This window comes from Leptolyngbya sp. NIES-2104 (assembly GCF_001485215.1).
GTDB lineage: Bacteria > Cyanobacteriota > Cyanobacteriia > Leptolyngbyales > Leptolyngbyaceae > Leptolyngbya.
This window is the reverse complement of the sequence record NZ_BBWW01000003.1, coordinates 74,207-91,069: the sequence shown is the minus strand read 5'-3', so window position 1 is coordinate 91,069 and position 16,863 is coordinate 74,207. Positions and strand designations below refer to the sequence as shown.

13 protein-coding genes are annotated in these 16,863 nt (G+C 47.3%); 2 read left to right on the top strand and 11 right to left on the bottom strand.

The window, feature by feature from the left end; translation table 11 throughout:
• Positions 1–102: 102 nt before the first annotated feature.
• The 9 genes from NIES2104_RS29225 to NIES2104_RS29190 all read right to left on the bottom strand — a co-directional run bounded on the left by NIES2104_RS29225 (position 103) and on the right by NIES2104_RS29190 (position 10,631).
• Positions 103–666: a cupin domain-containing protein gene (locus NIES2104_RS29225; protein ID WP_059002464.1), complete on the bottom strand. Its 564-nt coding sequence runs from the start codon at positions 664–666 to the stop codon at positions 103–105.
• A 121-nt stretch (positions 667–787) separates the two neighbouring features.
• On the bottom strand, positions 788–1,111 hold the full coding sequence (locus tag NIES2104_RS29220; RefSeq protein WP_072218275.1) for an AraC family transcriptional regulator: 324 nt from the start codon (positions 1,109–1,111) through the stop codon (positions 788–790).
• 117 nt (positions 1,112–1,228) lie between these two features.
• Positions 1,229–1,837 carry a DsbA family protein gene (locus tag NIES2104_RS29215; protein WP_263971076.1) on the bottom strand — a complete coding sequence of 203 codons (609 nt, stop codon included), beginning with the start codon at positions 1,835–1,837 and terminating at the stop codon, positions 1,229–1,231.
• Positions 1,838–2,015: 178 nt separating this feature from the next.
• Positions 2,016–2,354 carry a response regulator transcription factor gene (locus NIES2104_RS33740; protein WP_304608018.1) on the bottom strand — a complete coding sequence of 113 codons (339 nt, stop codon included), beginning with the start codon at positions 2,352–2,354 and terminating at the stop codon, positions 2,016–2,018.
• Positions 2,311–2,643 carry a response regulator transcription factor gene (locus tag NIES2104_RS33735; protein WP_304608017.1) on the bottom strand — a complete coding sequence of 111 codons (333 nt, stop codon included), beginning with the start codon at positions 2,641–2,643 and terminating at the stop codon, positions 2,311–2,313. Before NIES2104_RS33735 ends, NIES2104_RS33740 begins: the two co-directional genes overlap by 44 nt.
• Positions 2,640–8,546 (bottom strand): AAA family ATPase, encoded by a 5,907-nt coding sequence (locus NIES2104_RS29205; RefSeq protein ID WP_059002460.1) that lies wholly within the window; start codon positions 8,544–8,546, stop codon positions 2,640–2,642. The genes NIES2104_RS33735 and NIES2104_RS29205 overlap by 4 nt, the downstream gene beginning before the upstream one ends.
• 86 nt (positions 8,547–8,632) lie before the next feature.
• Positions 8,633–9,364 carry a hypothetical protein gene (locus tag NIES2104_RS29200; protein WP_156427157.1) on the bottom strand — a complete coding sequence of 244 codons (732 nt, stop codon included), beginning with the start codon at positions 9,362–9,364 and terminating at the stop codon, positions 8,633–8,635.
• Positions 9,334–9,837 (bottom strand): hypothetical protein, encoded by a 504-nt coding sequence (locus NIES2104_RS29195; protein ID WP_072218274.1) that lies wholly within the window; start codon positions 9,835–9,837, stop codon positions 9,334–9,336. The genes NIES2104_RS29200 and NIES2104_RS29195 overlap by 31 nt, the downstream gene beginning before the upstream one ends.
• Complete coding sequence (locus NIES2104_RS29190) at positions 9,837–10,631, bottom strand: DUF4058 family protein (RefSeq protein WP_059002455.1); 795 nt, start codon at positions 10,629–10,631, stop codon at positions 9,837–9,839. Before NIES2104_RS29190 ends, NIES2104_RS29195 begins: the two co-directional genes overlap by 1 nt.
• 233 nt (positions 10,632–10,864) lie before the next feature.
• On the opposite strand from NIES2104_RS29190, the gene NIES2104_RS29185 reads away from it, so the two are divergent.
• Positions 10,865–11,866 (top strand): tyrosine-type recombinase/integrase, encoded by a 1,002-nt coding sequence (locus NIES2104_RS29185; protein ID WP_059002454.1) that lies wholly within the window; start codon positions 10,865–10,867, stop codon positions 11,864–11,866.
• A gap of 369 nt (positions 11,867–12,235) precedes the next feature.
• Here the strand turns inward: NIES2104_RS29185 and NIES2104_RS29180 are convergent, their stop codons facing one another.
• Both NIES2104_RS29180 and NIES2104_RS29175 read right to left on the bottom strand, forming a co-directional pair.
• Positions 12,236–13,234, bottom strand: a complete 999-nt coding sequence (locus NIES2104_RS29180; protein WP_082690179.1) for a ParB/RepB/Spo0J family partition protein — start codon at positions 13,232–13,234, stop codon at positions 12,236–12,238.
• A complete protein-coding gene (locus NIES2104_RS29175; RefSeq protein WP_059002451.1) occupies positions 13,227–14,021 on the bottom strand; it encodes a ParA family protein in 795 nt (264 codons plus the stop codon). Before NIES2104_RS29175 ends, NIES2104_RS29180 begins: the two co-directional genes overlap by 8 nt.
• 366 nt (positions 14,022–14,387) lie before the next feature.
• On the opposite strand from NIES2104_RS29175, the gene NIES2104_RS29170 reads away from it, so the two are divergent.
• A complete protein-coding gene (locus NIES2104_RS29170; protein WP_059002450.1) occupies positions 14,388–16,829 on the top strand; it encodes a type I restriction-modification system subunit M in 2,442 nt (813 codons plus the stop codon).
• Positions 16,830–16,863 lie beyond the last annotated feature (34 nt).

The window sequence follows — 16,863 nt, the reverse complement described above, 5'->3', positions numbered from 1 at the left end:
GAGGTGCGCTTGTATGCTTTTAATGATGCCGATTGAACTTGTTTCATCATTCTCCTTAATGACTAATTCTGTTGCAAAAACTTCTGCCAATTTACGCAGCCGTTAATGACTCTGGCTCTTTCGCGTTACTCCGAAGCCGGGGTAGTGGGGCAACAGTTGCGCTGTTTCTTCCGGGGTCAGCAGCTTGACTCCGTACTTGGCAGCTAGCGCGATCGCGCTAGCTGGATCGGAGAGTGCATATGTGGTTGCGTTCTCAGGGAGTTCCATGCTGGTGGACGGACTCGACATCGCTTCAAAGTAACCGTCCAGACCATACCCGTCCGGACCGCCCGGTTGCAACAGAGCGAGGAACCGGAGGGTGGGCGACAGGTAGTAGAATGCGTGCGCCTGATTCCGGGGGAGGAAGATCGTTTCGCCTGCTCGCACTGTTCGGACTTCGCCCATGCAGTACACCTCCAGTTCGCCTTCTAGAATGTAATACACCTCATCCTGGTCATAGTGGAGATGGGGCGGCGGCTCATTTCCCGGTTTCATCCGAAGCTCCAGAAGGAAGAAGCGGTTTTCGGTTTCGGCAGATGTCACAAGAAAAGACATGAGACTGCCCATGTAGGATCGAGTGGTCTCCACGATCGCGCTACGAACAAAGAAATCTGCTGACTGTTTCATGATTTGACCTCTGATATTAAAAAGTGTACTAAGTTCCAATGCTCAACGTCTTTCAGATTCTCACGGCGCTTTATCAGGTCTTACAATGTTAGCGAACTTGCTTTGGTGTCAGTCCGGTGACTCACTTAAACTGTTGCGTCAAATGACTTTGACTGGAGAAGCCGACTTGTGTAGCAATGTCTGCGATCGTCAAATTCGTTTTCGACAGCATCACTCTCGCTCGTTCTACCCGCTGTTGAATCACGTACTGATGTGGCGCAATTCCCGTAGCTCGTTTGAATAAACTCGCGAAGTAAGTTGGGCTGATACTGATCACGCTTGCCAGTTCAGCTAGGGATAAATCTCGATTCAGGTGAGTGTGAATATAGTCGATCGCTTGCTGCAATTGATTGTGCGTTAAGCCTCTGCTCTTAAATTCAATGGTTGGCGTTGTAATTGTCGTCATGGTTCAAAAATTGGTAATATTGTTCAGCAAAAAGGCAAAAGCTAGCCATCAGAACTAGATAGCTTACTAGCACTAATAAACAAGTCAGATATGAATTGGGAGCAAGAATCGGGAAACTTAATGACTTGCAGTAACAATAGTTGCGATTAATTGCTCAACACTCCAACGATCGCGATAGCGAATTCCGTTAATAAACAGTGCTGGTACAGTTGTTACTCCGCTGTGGTGCCCACTGGCAGTATCTTCGTTAATGCGATCGACGTGCCTGCGCTTTGATAAATCTTGCAGAAATTGGGAGATATCGAGTCCTAAACGATCGGCATACTCCACTAGATATCCGTTTCCCAACTCTTGCTGGTGGAGAAACAGCATATCGTGCATCTGCCAAAATTGACCTTGCACTGCTGCTGCTTCCGCTACTTCTGCTGCCTTCTGTGCTTGAGGGTAGATTGAATTCTGGATAAAGTGGCGAAACACGACACATACCCGATTCTCCCCAGAAAATACGGAGTCGAAATGTTGCTGAATTGCCTGAATCAACCGATGCACTTCCCCACACTGAGGAGATTGATAATTCCCATATTCCACAAGTACGACTGGGGCATTGAGTATCCCCTGGTAGTGATCGCGTTGTGAGGGTGGGACAAAGAGTTGATTAAAATTACTATCTTGACTCATCAAACTTTTTAGCGAAAAGAATTTCTTATGGCAATCACTTGATGCCATGATTCATACCTGTGATTTTTGTTGACTGGAATGTTTGAACCTCGTCCTGTTATTGGTATGACTTCATCCTATGAAATTAATGCAGCGCTGTCGCCAACTTATAGTTGAGTGTTTGAAGGGATAAAATAGCAGTTGCGACCTAGCTCTACAGCGAATCATCAACCGAACTTAAGTTCAGTTATAAATTGGTGAGTCCCCGCTTCAACGCTGTGACGACTGCTTGAGTGCGATCGCTCACGCCCAATTTACTCAAAATTCGGTTGATGTGGAATTTGACCGTACTTTCAGTGATATTCAAAGCCGCACCAATGTCATGATTGCTTAATCCGTCAGCCATTAGATGAACGATCTCTTGCTCTCGCTGGGTCAACTCTGGATTTTTCATGCGTTGTACCAGCTTGGCAGCAACTTCAGGCGGGATATATTGTTGCCCGCTGTGAACGATATGAATGGCATTGAGAAGTGCATCTGGCTCAGCGTCCTTGAGCAGATACTTTAGCTCCGGCGTGTAATCCACGATAGATATCTTCGTCACCATCATACGTAGTTAGCATAATGATGCGGGCACGGGCAAATTCAGCACAGATTGCTACGGTCGCATCAACACCACTCATCTGCGGCATCCGTAAGTCCATTAAGGTGACATCGGGCTGTAATTGTCGATATTGCTCGATCGCCTCCTGCCCATTACCCGCTTGCCCCACTACTGTCATGTCCGACTCGTTTTCAATCATCGCGGCTAGTCCTTGCCGGACAATGGGGTGAGCATCGACAATCAAAACACGGATTGCTACAGATTGACTCATACGGTTGCCTCCCGGTGTACAGATACACTCACTTCTGTTCCCTGTCCTGGCTGGCTATCGATTGAGAGTTGTGCTCCAATGTGCTTCGCTCGTTCGCACATACCCAGTAAGCCAAAACCTTGACTTAGGGTTGTGTTGTTGACTTCAAATCCTTGTCCATCGTCTCTAATTCGCAAGCAGCATTGTGTCGGTTCATAGACTAATTCAATCCGGATCTCGTTCGCTTGGGCATACTTAACCGCATTCGTAAATGCTTCCTGTCCAATTCTCAACAGGTTATTCTCAGCGAGAGGGGGTAACGCATAGGGCGTGCCAATAATTTCACAGCTCAAGCGGATTTCGGTTGAGAATTGCATACTAGAGACAAATCGCTCCAGCGCAGTCCACAAGTTGCCCTCTTCGAGCAATCGGGGACGCAGTGCTGCAACGGATCGTCGAGCTTCTGTCAGCCCGCTGCGAGCGAGATCGCGCACGGTTTGAATATGTGATTGTATTGCTTCTGGGTTGGTTTTTGCTAATCGAGAAATGGCTCCCATGTGAACCAGGACACCTGTGAAGGCTTGAGCGAGCGTGTCGTGAATTTCGCGTGCCATACGGTTACGTTCTTCTAGAATGGAAGCCTCTTCAGCTTGTTTACGATCGCGAATATCACGAATCATCATCAGAACCGTGTCTTCTCCAGTTGCAACAACCCGAACTTCTTGGTCGTAAACATGATCGTCACCTACAATTTGCTGTTCATAAATCTGCAATTCACCCGTTTGAATCGCTTGCTGAGTATACTCCAATCGCGTTTGAGCAAGACTGAGGGGCAGAACATCGCAAACATTAATGCCAGCTTTCAAGAGTTGAGGATTAAACGACTGAAAGTTTCCACTTCTCATCACTTGCAGATAAGTTCCATCTTGACTCATGCGGATCAGCAGATCAGGAATCGCACTAATGATGGCTCGATTTGTAGCTTCACTGCGTCGTAGTGCTTCTTGTTCTCGCTCTAGTTCTAGTGTTCGTTCAGTAACCTGTTGTTCTAAGGTTTGGTTGTAATCAGCCAGTAGTTGCTCTGCTTGTTTGCGCTTGGTAATGTCTTGAAAGGTCGCGATCGCATAAGCCACATCACCCTGTTCATCAAAAACGGGTGTTCCCCATGCCTCCACTGGAGTCGCTACATTGTTTCGACGAATTTCCATATCATCAATCATCGTGCGATCGCCACTCAACGCCCGCACAATTGGCATTTTCTCAGTCAGATAGGGTTGATCGGTTCCGGCGACATAAATTTGATAACTCTCCGCAAATTGATCCGGTGTTGCAGTAGGCTCGATCCCTTTACCTAGTAGCTGAATTGCCCGCTGATTGCAATAGTAGGGGCGACCTGTTGCGTCCACGACTCCAATTCCCACTGGCACCGCTTCAAAAAATTGCATCAATTCATTTTTGCTAGCGCGTAGCTGTGCGTAGAGTTTAGCATTTTCAATCGCGATCGCTGCTTGGGTAGAGAGGAGGTGGAGAATTTGCGATCGCTCTGGTGTGAATGCTCCCGCCGCTAATTGATTCTCTAAATACAACACGCCAACTAGCTCACCTTGATTGAGCAGTGGCAAACAGAGCAACGATTGAGTTCGGTGACGTTGAATATAGGGTTCATTGATAAATATTCCTTCGCGAGACGCATTGCTTAAAGTGATAGTCTCCTGAGTCCGAATGACATACTGAATAATCGATTCAGGAAGTTGATTGGAGATCGGAGTCGATCGCAGTACTTGTGTAGCACAACCATTTTCGCCATCATTGAGTTCATAAGAAGCTTCAACGAACCATTCCCCTGAATTTTCTAGGATTAGATACCCAGCTTGTGCGCCAGCATTTTGAATTAGGATCTGCATCAACGAATGAAGCAACGGCTCTAGTTCAACTTCACGAGAAATCGCTTGTGAAGCTTTCATCACCGCCGCTAAATCGAAAGCAATGGGAGAGGTATTAGCGGTAGTTTTAGAAGGGGTGGGGATTGACGTAGGAGCGACTCTAGACGACTGAGAGAAAAACTGTGGATAGCGAGTTTCTAAGTCTTTGACCTTTGCCGCTGCGCCCCATCGCTCGTAGCAGTAATGGGCTTCTTTCATGTAGGTCTGAGCAATTTTTTCTCGACCTCGCGCCAGATAATGTTTCGCCGCTAATTCATAAGCAAGTGCTTCTTCCTGAATATAATCATTTTCAGCAGCACCTGCGATCGCTTGTTCATAAAACTCTTCAGCCTCAAAGAGTTGCCCTAAGACCCGCGCTTTCTCTGCCTCGACTAGATGAAACTTATGTAAATAATTCATGGGGGCATAACCTGCCCATTTTTGCATCTTTTCTTGGTTGGCATTAACACAATTGAGCCAAGCTGAGTTTTCAGAATTTGAAGCATCGAGCGGTAAGCTCAGAAGCGCTAGAGAATGGTAGAAACAGAATAAAGGTAAAACCGTTGTTGCTGTCACCGCTTCAAAATGTTGCCTTGCTAAAACAGCGGTTTGTATGGCTTGACGACATTCTCCAAATAGATAACATAATATAATTTTGTGTAGATAGAGCATTTGAATTGCAGTTTCATCTTTAACTGCAATTGCGTGTGGTAACGCCTGCTCTTCATTGTATAGCTTACCAATTAAGCGGTTGGAATTTTCAGACCGATCTAACAAATTAAGAATTGCCTGCCACAATATTGCAATCCAGTTAGAAGGGCTTTCTCGTCTGATGTGATCGATCGCTTTGCTGTAGGTTGCTGTTTTTTGTTCCAATTGGGTGAGTTCCTCACCAGCAAAGTACGAGTGATAGCATACGTGATATGCAGCATAACCAGCAAATTCAAAGTCTCCAGTTTCCACTCCATTCTGATAAGCATCAGCTAGCATTGGTATTGTGTTCTTAAGATGCACTTTCCAATGCATGACATGGGCACTCGATGCCATTAATGCTTTCGCATTTCCTTTTTTGGTATTCAATCGTTCTACCAAACTGAGAGCCAATTTGCCGAACTGATAACCAAGTTCGATGTCTTGAACAACTCCACATAGAACAAACCCGTAGGTAGCATAGTACAGTGGCGACCAGGTAGCATTACCGTAGCTAATGGATAAATTTACCGTTTTACAAGTAATCAGTATCATCAGTTCTGGTGACACGACAAATGCAGCAGCCAATATATCCGCCAGGATTGACATTGCTGCCAGCGGTTCTGGTGCGGTCATCTCTGGTAAATTAATCAAGTCTTCGATTTCTCGTTCAGCTAATCGTGCAGATGTTTTCTCTAATTCTTTCTGAACGTCTAACTGATTTGGAGTTTCGATTAAGATTACTCCCAAAAGCTTCAACACCTCTAAGCCAATTTTGAGGGCTTCTTTCAGGCTGCCCTGTGACAGATATCCTTGAATTCTGCTTTCGTAAATCTGCACTTTATCAAGGACTGTCTTAGCGCGATCGATTACCACTTCTACGAATTGTTCCATCTCGGCAAAGTTACCATAGAGATACGCCGCTTCTGCTGCTTCTGAGTACAGCGCTAAGGTAAGGTCACACTCACTTTGCCAACTCTCTAGATTGAGGAGTTTCAGTCCTGTATTGAAATACTGAAGTGCTGCTTCATAAGCCGTTGCTGCCTTTGCTTTCTGACTTGCCATTAAATTCAATCTGGCAATTTCAGTTCGTTCTGATCGAGCAGTGACTAGCTTAAGTCCTTGATTGAGATGATCGATGATTTCAAACAACCGCTCGGATCGTTGCTCTAGTGAAGTTTTTTCGAGCAAATTGCGACCGATTTGGAGATGAACAACCTGTTTCTGCGATTCATCAATCAAAGCATAAGCCGCTTGCTGAACGCGATCGTGCAGAAACTTATACTCTTGAACCAACAAATCTTCGTCCAATTCAGACAGAGGTTGAATTAATCCCGCTTGTATTGCTGCTAGTAGATCCTGAAAAATTGCTTTCGGTAATTTCTCGCAAATGATGGCTAACGTCTCTAAATCAAATTCAGCCCCGACACAAGCCGCGATGCAGAGAGTTTGCTGTGTTGCTCCCGGTAATTTTTGCAACTGACGCAGCAGTAACTCCACCACATTATCGGTGATATCTTGAGCTTCAATCTTAGCTAGGTTCCACTGCCAACTCAACTGTTGGGCATCAAAGGTCAACAGGTTTTCGCTATGCAGCAGCTTCAAAAATTCACCAACAAAGAAAGGGTTGCCCTCGGTTTTACGTGACACAGCTTGGGCTAGGGAGCGAACGATGTCAGGATTGTGATGTAATGTCTCAGCCATCAGTTGACTCAACGGTTCCAGTGTTAAGGGGGTCAGGATGATTTCCTGAAATACTGCTCCCTGGTTTTGCAGGCTCTCTAGCGTTAAGACCAACGGATGCGTTGGAGTCAGTTCGTTATCTCGGTAGGCTCCGATCAAAAACAGATACTGGATTTGCTTATCAAGTAAGATGAGTTCGATTAACTTCAACGTCGCAGAATCGATCCACTGTAGATCGTCTAAGAGAATGACTAGGGGATGCTCTTTTGCACAAAACGCCCGCACAAACCTTTGAAACGTGAGATTGAAGCGATTCTGTGCTTCTGTTGCTCCAACTTCGGGCACAGGCGGCTGCTTGCCAATAATGAACTCAACTTCGGGAATGACATCTATGATAATTTGTCCGTTGCTTCCCAAAGCAGTGAGTAGACGCGATCGCCATACTTCCACCTGTTCATTGGGTTCACCCAAGAGTTGCTGCACCAATTTTTGCAGGGCATTGATGATCGCGCTGTAGGGATCATTGCGCCTGAATTGGTCAAATTTACCCCAGATGAAATAGCCGTGCTTTGCGGTGATCGGTTTAAAGAGTTCCTGTACCAATGCTGTTTTGCCAACGCCAGCATAACCAGAGACCAGCATTATTTCACGGACTCCCTTACTCCCTGCCACTCTGTCAAACGCCACCCATAATGCTGCAATCTCCACTTCTCGCCCATACAGTTTTTGAGGAATGCGGAACTGCTCAGAAACATCTTGCAGTCCCAACGATATGGCGTTAATCTGACCCATTTCCGCCAGTTGTTGGGCACAGCGCTCTAGATCTGCTTTAATGCTCCAGGCACTTTGATAACGATCCTCTGCATTTTTTGCCATCAGTTTCAAAATCAGGTTTGAAACAGGTTGGGGGATCGTGGCATTCAATTCATGCGGGGGAATCGGCGGTGTAGCAATGTGACAGTGAACTATTTCCAGGAGATCACTGGTGGGAAACGGCAATTGTCCCGTCAACAGTTCGTAGGAGGTTGCACCCAGTGAATAAAAGTCGGTGCGATAGTCAAGCATCCGGTTCATTCGTCCGGTTTGCTCTGGCGACAAATAGGCGGGGGTTCCTTCTAGAAGATAGAGACTTTTGAATGTGGGATTGGTGCGACTGAAGCGAGTGGCAATGCCAAAATCAATGATTTTGGCCACGCCAGTCTTCGGATTAAAGACAATGTTGCCAGGATTGATATCTTTGTGGATGACATGAGCCGCATGGATTTTGCCTAGAGTATCAGTAATGGCGATCGCGACATCCAGAAAAACCGACAGAGGCATGGGACAGAAGTCAGATTGCTGCCGCATCCAGTATTCTAAAGACTCCCCACCAAAGTCTTCCAAGAGAATCACCAGGGTGCGCTGGTAGTCTTGCTGACTGTGTGCCTTGACTACGCCTTCGATGTTGAGGGAACGAGTAATTTCATATTCGTGCCGATAGCGAGTTAATTCTTGAGGAGAGGGATAATCCTGCTTGAGAACCTTGGCAATTACTGCACAATTCTCCTGCTCTCTAATGCCCCGATACACCAAAGAAGCCAAACTCTCATAGACTTTGCTGTGGATCGTGACTCCAGGCAGGGTAATCATGGAATTCTCCCCCGAAGGACTGTCAGCCATCTCCCAAAGTATACCGCTTGCCAAACTTCAGAAAATTAAGCTTCTTGGTGGATTTCTTAAGAACTTTCCAATGCTCTCGTTTCAGACGGACTGCTCGACTGGAGAATCCAAACCTGCTCAAGATCATAAAACTCTCCACGCTGTTGGATCGCAAATCCATTCAATAATAGCGCCAACCACACTTGCACCAACGGCATCTTGATCGATCGCTGAAGTCGCACCAATGGAACTGCCTGATCTCGTTGACTCAGCCAAGCTTGAATTGCGGCTCCCCACTGGGAAACATCTTCTTCGTGCGCCAGTGCTAAAGCTTGTTCATATGCCACTTCAGGATCAACCACTTGCATCACTTCATGCAATGCCTCAATCAATCGGGCTGGCTCCACTTCTGCCACAATCGACTGTGACTCGTTCTCCGAGATCGAGATTGATTTGCGCGGCAAGCGATCCAATGGCTCGATGTACTCGTCAAACTCGATTTGCATCGTCTGCCGCACATACTGATCAAACGCGGCTTCACTCATAATCGGACCGTCTTGGCTTGCCGTCGCTAAAATCTCTTCAAACGCTCGCTGAGATCGCGCTGCAAACACAGCGGTAATCTGCGAGATTGCTTCTCCCGCCACCTGCAACTGTCCCGCACATTCTAAATCAACGATCGACGCTTCTACCTCCCGCCACAGTTGATCCAACTCTGCTGTCTCTGGTGACTGAGCCGCTTCCTCTAGCACCTTCCATAGCGGCAATTGAAGCTGTCTCATGCCACCCCCAACGGATGATGCAGACACGGACGCATCGGGCATTGCTGCGGGTCAACCCGTTCCAGACTCGCAAACTTACGAATTCCGTATTCTTCATCTAACAATGCGAGTAATTTACGAACATACAGATGAACTTGACTCGGAACCATGCCGACACAGTGAATCGGTTCGACGATCGCAATCTGTTGCTGTCCCTGCCAAACCTGCGCCGAAATCGCATGAACCGGAGTATCGCCCCCGGCTACTCGATACACCACTAACACCGCATAGTAAAGATACGCAAATTCTGGAATCTCCACTTCTAAGGTCTTCAGCACCGATTCTTGACGAGAACGATTGCGCTGCTGATTTTTACGATCGCGATGTCGGGCATAGGAGCGCCGACTGTAGCAGACCTTCGGATTCCAGCAACCATCGCCTTCTGTCCCATGTAAAACTTGTGCCTGCGCCGCATCGAGCATCGCACATTTTTGGCATTTCAAGGGAATCGACTTCGCCACTACCGCCCCCGTACCGATGCTAACAGCGTCTCCACCCACTGTTGCTTTGCAGGGGACAACTTCGGTGGCGGTAAGGGTTGCCGATAGTCAATCCGATACTGATAGCCTGCTCGATCGTACAGCCCGCGAAAAATCGCTTGTAAATCCACGTCCAGATCCGCATCCTCAGATTTGAGCGGCAACGGAAATCTGGGTATGGCTTCGGTTAAATCAAAACCATAAAGCGTTGCTGCAGGACGTTGCTCGCTGTGACTCACCACAATGCGATAATCCCAACTTGTCCCCCCGCGCAGCGGCAACGGCGGATGGGCGCGTAACAAATCAATTTCAATCAGGTGCGCTGGGCTACTTAACACCCGCTGACGCTTTTCCTCGTATGCTAACCGTCCCGTTCCAGCGCGTTTGTTCTTCGGTGAAAGCACTTCGATCACTGTGGTTACTGCATCGGTGGACAACTCTCGCACTTCCAAAAAGCGCTCCTTCAATTCCAACCCCATCGGAATTTCAACTTGCTGCGGGCGGTTTTGAGTCGCGACCCCAGAAGATTCCATCACTTCAGTTTCTGGCAGCACTTGAAACTCGCTGGAGTCTGAAATGATTAAATCAGGAATGCCGACCAACAGTTCACCATCGGTTTCATCGCGATAGGTGCGCGTTTCGATTTCAATATAGTACTTGGGTAAAATCTGAGGCGCGATCGTATCCGCGATCGCCACCATCAGGCGACCGTGAAACGACGACCAGAACACGCCGTATTCTAGATAAGGGTCCATGCCAGGAAAAGGCGGAAACATCGGCTGACCTTGATGTGTTGAAACGAACTGAGACCTCAATTCTGAGGGATCGCTCAAATTTTAACCGTTCAGAACGGGCTGCATAGACCTGATTAAAAACCTGAACGGTAGACGCAGCAAGAATTTGCAATTTTTTCTACTTCAATCCTACCACGGCTTCCCACGTTGTCTTAGACTCATCTTATTCGGCAGAAGAGTTATTATCTCGAATATAAAATCAGAGCAAATGTATTATGCAGCGTGACCAGGGCGTTCCACAACCCAGACTGCTTCATATCGAGGCGGATTATTCTCCAGCAGTTTCTAAAACTGAGCCGTGGGTTGATTTGCGATCCATCAGAATTGACGAGTATTTGCAGGCGCGATCGTTAGCGGTGAAAACTCAAAAAGCCTATCGGCAGGATCTACAGCACTTTTTGCGCTGGACGGACAAAGCTTGGTCTGCGGTGACGGCACGGCAAATTGCACAGTTTAAGACGCATTTGGTCAGAAAAGAAGAGGGGCAACGGGTGTTGTCGGATGCAACGGTGAAGCGGATCTTAGGGACAATGAAGGCGTTTTATGGCTGGTTGTGGCGGTGTGGGTATGTCGATCGCGATCCGACGATCGAAGTGCAGTTGCCCAAATTGGCAGAACCGGAAGCCGATAATTTGAGCGATGAACAAGTCGAAAAGATTTTGGCAGCGGTGGCAGGGACGAAATTGTGCGATCGTAATCTGGCGCTGTTTGCCGTTTTGCAGCATGGCATCCGAGCCGAAGCCGCAACGTTGTTGAATGTGGGCGATTTTGATGGGCAGCGCTTGTGGGTGCGTCAGGACAAGGGCGGTAGTAAAGGGGTGGTGCCGCTTGATGAGGAGGGGGTACAGAAGATTCAGGCGTATTTGGGGTGGCGAATGAGTCAAGGAGAGGTGTTGCTGCCGGAGAGTCCGTTGTTTGTGTCGGCTTCGCGGCGCAACCGGGGGGCACGGATTGGCTATGACACGATCGATAAGCTCGTCTGCCAACTGCGCGACATTACGGGGATCGACTTTCACGCCCATCAGTTTCGGCATACCTATGCGACGAATTTGGTGCTCGACGGCATGAATCCGTATCATGTGATGACGCTAACGCGGCATAAGTCGGTGCAGAGTTTTCGCCGCTACACGAAGGCAGCAGACCAGCAGGCGGCGGAAGCGGCGTTCTATGAAACCAAGCGGCGCAAGCGCAAGACGGAACCAGGCTCAGAACAGTAGCAGGTTGACTTTACACATTGGTAAGCAGCCGGAATAAGGGTCTATGACAAGGCGGGTTGAGCAAAATTGGAGATAGGGTTTCGTCGATTGAGTTCCGGATCTCGATCTATTTCGACATCATCCTGTGAAACAATTATCCTGTAAAGATTTCAGCCAATAACGTGCAGAAATTTTGTAATTGAGCGGTTTTGAAGGCGGCTCATAGCAAGACTTTCAGAAACGGTCGATCGATTTAGTTTCGGATCTCGTATTTAAATCAATGCCTACACACTTGGATTTGGATCGAAGTTGCTCTCCACTTTGTCTGGAGAAATGGTCTACTATAGTGCCGAAAGAGCCTTACGGAGCCAAGATCCTGTTTCAGAAACATTAGTCTTTTGCTGAATTGGACAAGGAGTGAAGTTTTTCCTCTAGTTTGGTCAATAACTTTTCTATTTCTTTCTGACTGGTTGCATCCCACTGCTGAATCTGTCCGACTTGTTGATAAATCGCTTTGACTCTTCGAGTCATTACTCGACGCGGTGAGACAGATTTGCGGGGTTGGTCAGATGCTAATGCGGAAACGACTTGCTCGACGCGATCGGATAAATCACTAATGGATAGGCTGTCAGCGATCGCATCTTGTAATAACGCCTGCCGCTCTTGGTCAAATTTGCTTTGTTTCAGTCGGATCAGCTTTTGCGCCTTGGTGTAATGCAGTTTTCCAGAACGAACAGCATCAAGCAAATCTTGAGGCAGTTTTCTTAAAGAGAGATAGTGACGAATGAAAGAGTTAATCGTTACGCCTGTCACTGTGGGCATAACCGTTTCGATCACCTTCCACTGGGAGCTTTCAGGGTCGATCGTTTTATTGCTGTGCTGCCAGAGTAGGGATTCTACTTCTGTTTCAGGTATTTCTAGTTCTAGTGCCAGTACTTCTAGCACCATGTCCGCTTCTTCTAGCGCGTTGAGCTGATTACGGTGGGCATTGGTTGCGCCAGCAATTTTTGCGGCTAGTTTATCATCAACCTGAACAATTTTTGTTGGAGCGAGAATTCCTAACTGAATGCAGGATTCGCGGCGGTGGCTACCCGCTAGAAGCTCATATTTTCCGATTTCGGTTGGATGGGGTCTCGCAATTAGGTCTTCCAAAACTCCCATCTCTCTAATGCTCTGCATTAAAGCATTGATTTTTTCTGGATCAAGAGGGCGATTTTTTGCTCTGGATAGCAACTGATGAGGATCGATTTCCTGAGTCGAGACACCGACTTGGGTTAGAACCTGATTGAGATCTTGTTTTGTTTTTAGTCCACCTTCTAATGCCGAGAGCACCTGAATCGTTTTGGTGTCTCCGAGCATATTGGACATATCTAGCTTGGGCTTAGGCATGAGTCACCTCTAGGGACAATAGGTGGTCAACGACGGATTGGTACGGTTCAATTAGCTTTTCAGTTAGGTCGTCGCGTTCCTTGGTGCTGTGATTCTCTTGAATGTAACGATCGATAGGAACGCCCGCAAGCTGTGACTCGGTGAATTTGATCGATCGAGGAACGGAATGAAAGACGTTAACGCCCTCAACTTTTGTGAGTGAAACTAAAGCACCTTTACTGATGTTGGTGTTGTCGGACATTGTGGGAAGAACGCCGAGAATTCTTAACTGGGGGTTCGATCGTGCCTGTACCGCTTGAATCGTGCTGAGAAGCTGTTTGTAACCCTTAGCTGAGAAATACTGGCATTGAACTGGGATAAGAACGAGATCAGCAGCGGTCAGAGCAGAGTAAGTTAAACGTCCGAGTGAGGGGGGACAATCGATCAAAATATAGTCGTATTGATTTAGCTTGCTTAATTGCTCTTTTAGGATGTAATGAGAGTCAGGAAGGGCAACTAGCTCGGATTCTTTCTGAGCGAGTCCAATATCGGTTGGAATCAGATCAATTCCCCAAGGAGTTGAGAGAATAATGGCGTTCGGGTCTTGCCGCAGATCCAATAGGTTGTAAGCTGTGAGTTGGTCATCTGAAATTTCGCGCACTCCTAATCCGTCTGTGAGATTTCCTTGTGGATCGAGGTCAATCACAAGACAAGACTTATTCTGACTGATGAGAGAAGCATTTGCGATCGTCGATGAGGTTTTCGCAACGCCTCCTTTTTGATTCGCGATCGCGATAATTTTGGTCATCGGCTACAGGCTCCTAATTCTAGACTGCTCAGGGTTTTGAGAGGATTGATGGAAGATTTTAGAGTGAGAAATTTGAGGTACTGACAACGTTGTCAGTAGAAAATTATGGCGCTAATTTTGCGAATAATGACAACGTTATCAGTAGAAGATTTTTGGTGGAAGTTAACGTTTCTCGTGCTGGTGAAATCATAAAAGATTTTGGCATAAATACGAGAATTTGCTTCAAGATTTGTGGATTGATTGCGCCATGAGTCCCAAGCCAGGGATTGTTGCTCTAAAACGATTGAAATAAGGTAGAGTCTTTGATTGAAGATTTTAGAGGGCGTTCTCTGAATCTCGAACTCTTGTTGAATGGGCTAAAACTCAATGGCAGTTAAGAAGACTGAACTTTACCGCTCACTGTGGTCTAGCTGCGATGAACTGCGTGGCGGGATGGATGCGTCTCAGTATAAAGATTACGTTCTGACGCTGTTGTTCATGAAGTATGTCTCGGATAAGTATGCAGGCGATCCGCATGGAATGATCGTCGTGCCAGAGGGCGGATCATTCAAGAATATGGTGGCGCTGAAGGGTGACAAGGAAATTGGTGACAAGATTAACAAGATTATTGGGGAACTGGCAGAAGATAACGGGCTGAAGGGCGTGATTGATGTTGCAGACTTCAATGATGAGGACAAGCTGGGCAAAGGGAAAGAAATGGTCGATCGACTCTCGAATCTGGTCGCCATTTTTGATGGCATGGATTTGAGCGCAAATCGGGCGGAAGGCGATGATTTGTTGGGCGATGCGTATGAGTATTTGATGCGGCACTTTGCGACGGAATCGGGCAAGAGTAAGGGGCAATTCTACACGCCCGCAGAGGTTTCGCGAATTCTGGCGAAGGTGGTCGGGATAACGGAAGAGACGCGGCAGGATCAGACCGTTTATGACCCGACTTGTGGATCTGGATCGCTGTTGCTGAAGGTGGCAGATGAGGCTCCGCGTGGGTTGACCATTTATGGACAAGAAATGGATAACTCGACTTGGGCGCTGGCGCGGATGAATATGTTTATGCACGGCTATCCGAGTCATGAGATTTGGCGGGACAATACGCTGGCGGCTCCGTATTGGAAAAATGCAGATGGAGGCTTGAAAACATTCGATTTTGCGGTGGCGAATCCGCCTTTTTCTTATAAGTCTTGGAGCAATGGCGTGAATCTGAGCGCTGATGAGTTTCAGCGGTTTGAATATGGTGTTCCGCCGGATAAGAATGGCGATTATGCTTTTTTACTGCACATTCTTAAATCGCTCAAGAGTACAGGAAAGGCAGCGGTGATTTTGCCGCATGGAGTTCTATTTCGTGGGAATGCAGAAGCCAGAATTCGACGGAACTTGGTGCAGCAAGGATACATTAAGGGGATTATTGGACTGCCTGCGAATTTGTTTTATGGAACCGGGATTCCGGCGTGCATCATTGTGATTGACAAGGCAGGAGCAAGCGATCGCACTTCTCTCTTTATGATTGATGCGAGTAAAGGCTTCATGAAAGACGGCAATAAGAATCGATTGCGGAGCCAGGATATTCACAAGATTGTGGATGTGTTTACTCGACAGATTGAGATTCCGCGCTACAGTCGATCGATTAGTCTCGAAGAGATTGCCAGCGAGAAGAATGACTATAATCTCAACATTCCGCGCTATATCGATTCGAGTGAGCCAGAGGATTTGCATGATCTCGATGCTCATCTCAATGGTGGAATTCCGAATGTCGATATCGATGCGCTACAAGCTTACTGGCGAGTGTTTCCAAATCTGCGGGAAACGTTGTTTTCGCCCAGTGGACGAGAAGGATATAGCCAAAGTTTGGTCGAAGCGAGTCAGGTGAAAGCGACGATTCTGAATCATTCGGAATTTAGCGAGTTTGCCGATCGCACTCTCGCAATTTACACAGACTGGCGCAACGATCACGACGATCGCTTAAAAGGAATTGCGATCGCAGATAAGCCCAAAGAACTGATTTATCATCTTTCTGAAGATTTGCTCGATCGATTTGTCGCGGCGGATTTGCTGAGTCGCTACGACATCTATCAGATTTTGATGGATTACTGGGCGGAGACGATGCAGGATGATGTTTATGTGTTGGTGCAGGATGGCTGGAGTGCGGGTAAAGTGTTGCGGCAATTGGTAGTGAAGAAAGGCGAGAAGCTGAAAGAGACACCGGACTTGATCATTGAGAAGAATAAGTACAAAGCGGATTTGATTCCGCCGAGCTTGATTGTGAAGCGGTATTTTGAGCCACAGCAGCAGGAACTCGATCGACTGCAGGCAGAGTTGGACGCGATCGCGCAGGAGTTGGAAACGCTGGTCGAAGAACAGAGCGGGGAAGAGGGGCTATTGAGTGAGGCTCAAACCGATGCGGGAAAGGTAACGAAAGCGAGTGTGATGGCGCGATTAAAGGAAATTAAAGGGGATGTTAGTGCAGAAGAGGAGCAGGCAGTATTAAAGCAATGTTTGGGATTCATCGATCGAGAAACTGAGGCAAAGAAAGCGGTAAAAGATGCCCAAAGCGAGTTAGATCAATTGGTGTTTGCTCAGTATCCGAGATTAAGCGGGGACGAGATCAAAGCGCTGGTAGTTGAGGATAAATGGCAGGCGACTTTAAAGGGAGCGATCGCGTCTGAAATCGAGCGGGTGACGCAACAGTTAGCAAATCGGGTGAAGACGCTAGAAGAAAGGTATGCGGAGCCGTTGCCGCAGATTGTGGAAACGGTGGAAGCGTTATCGAGTAAGGTAGATGAGCATTTGAGGCGGATGGGGTTGACTTGGTAGAACCCATTGCAGAGAGAATCATGCGATTAAATCG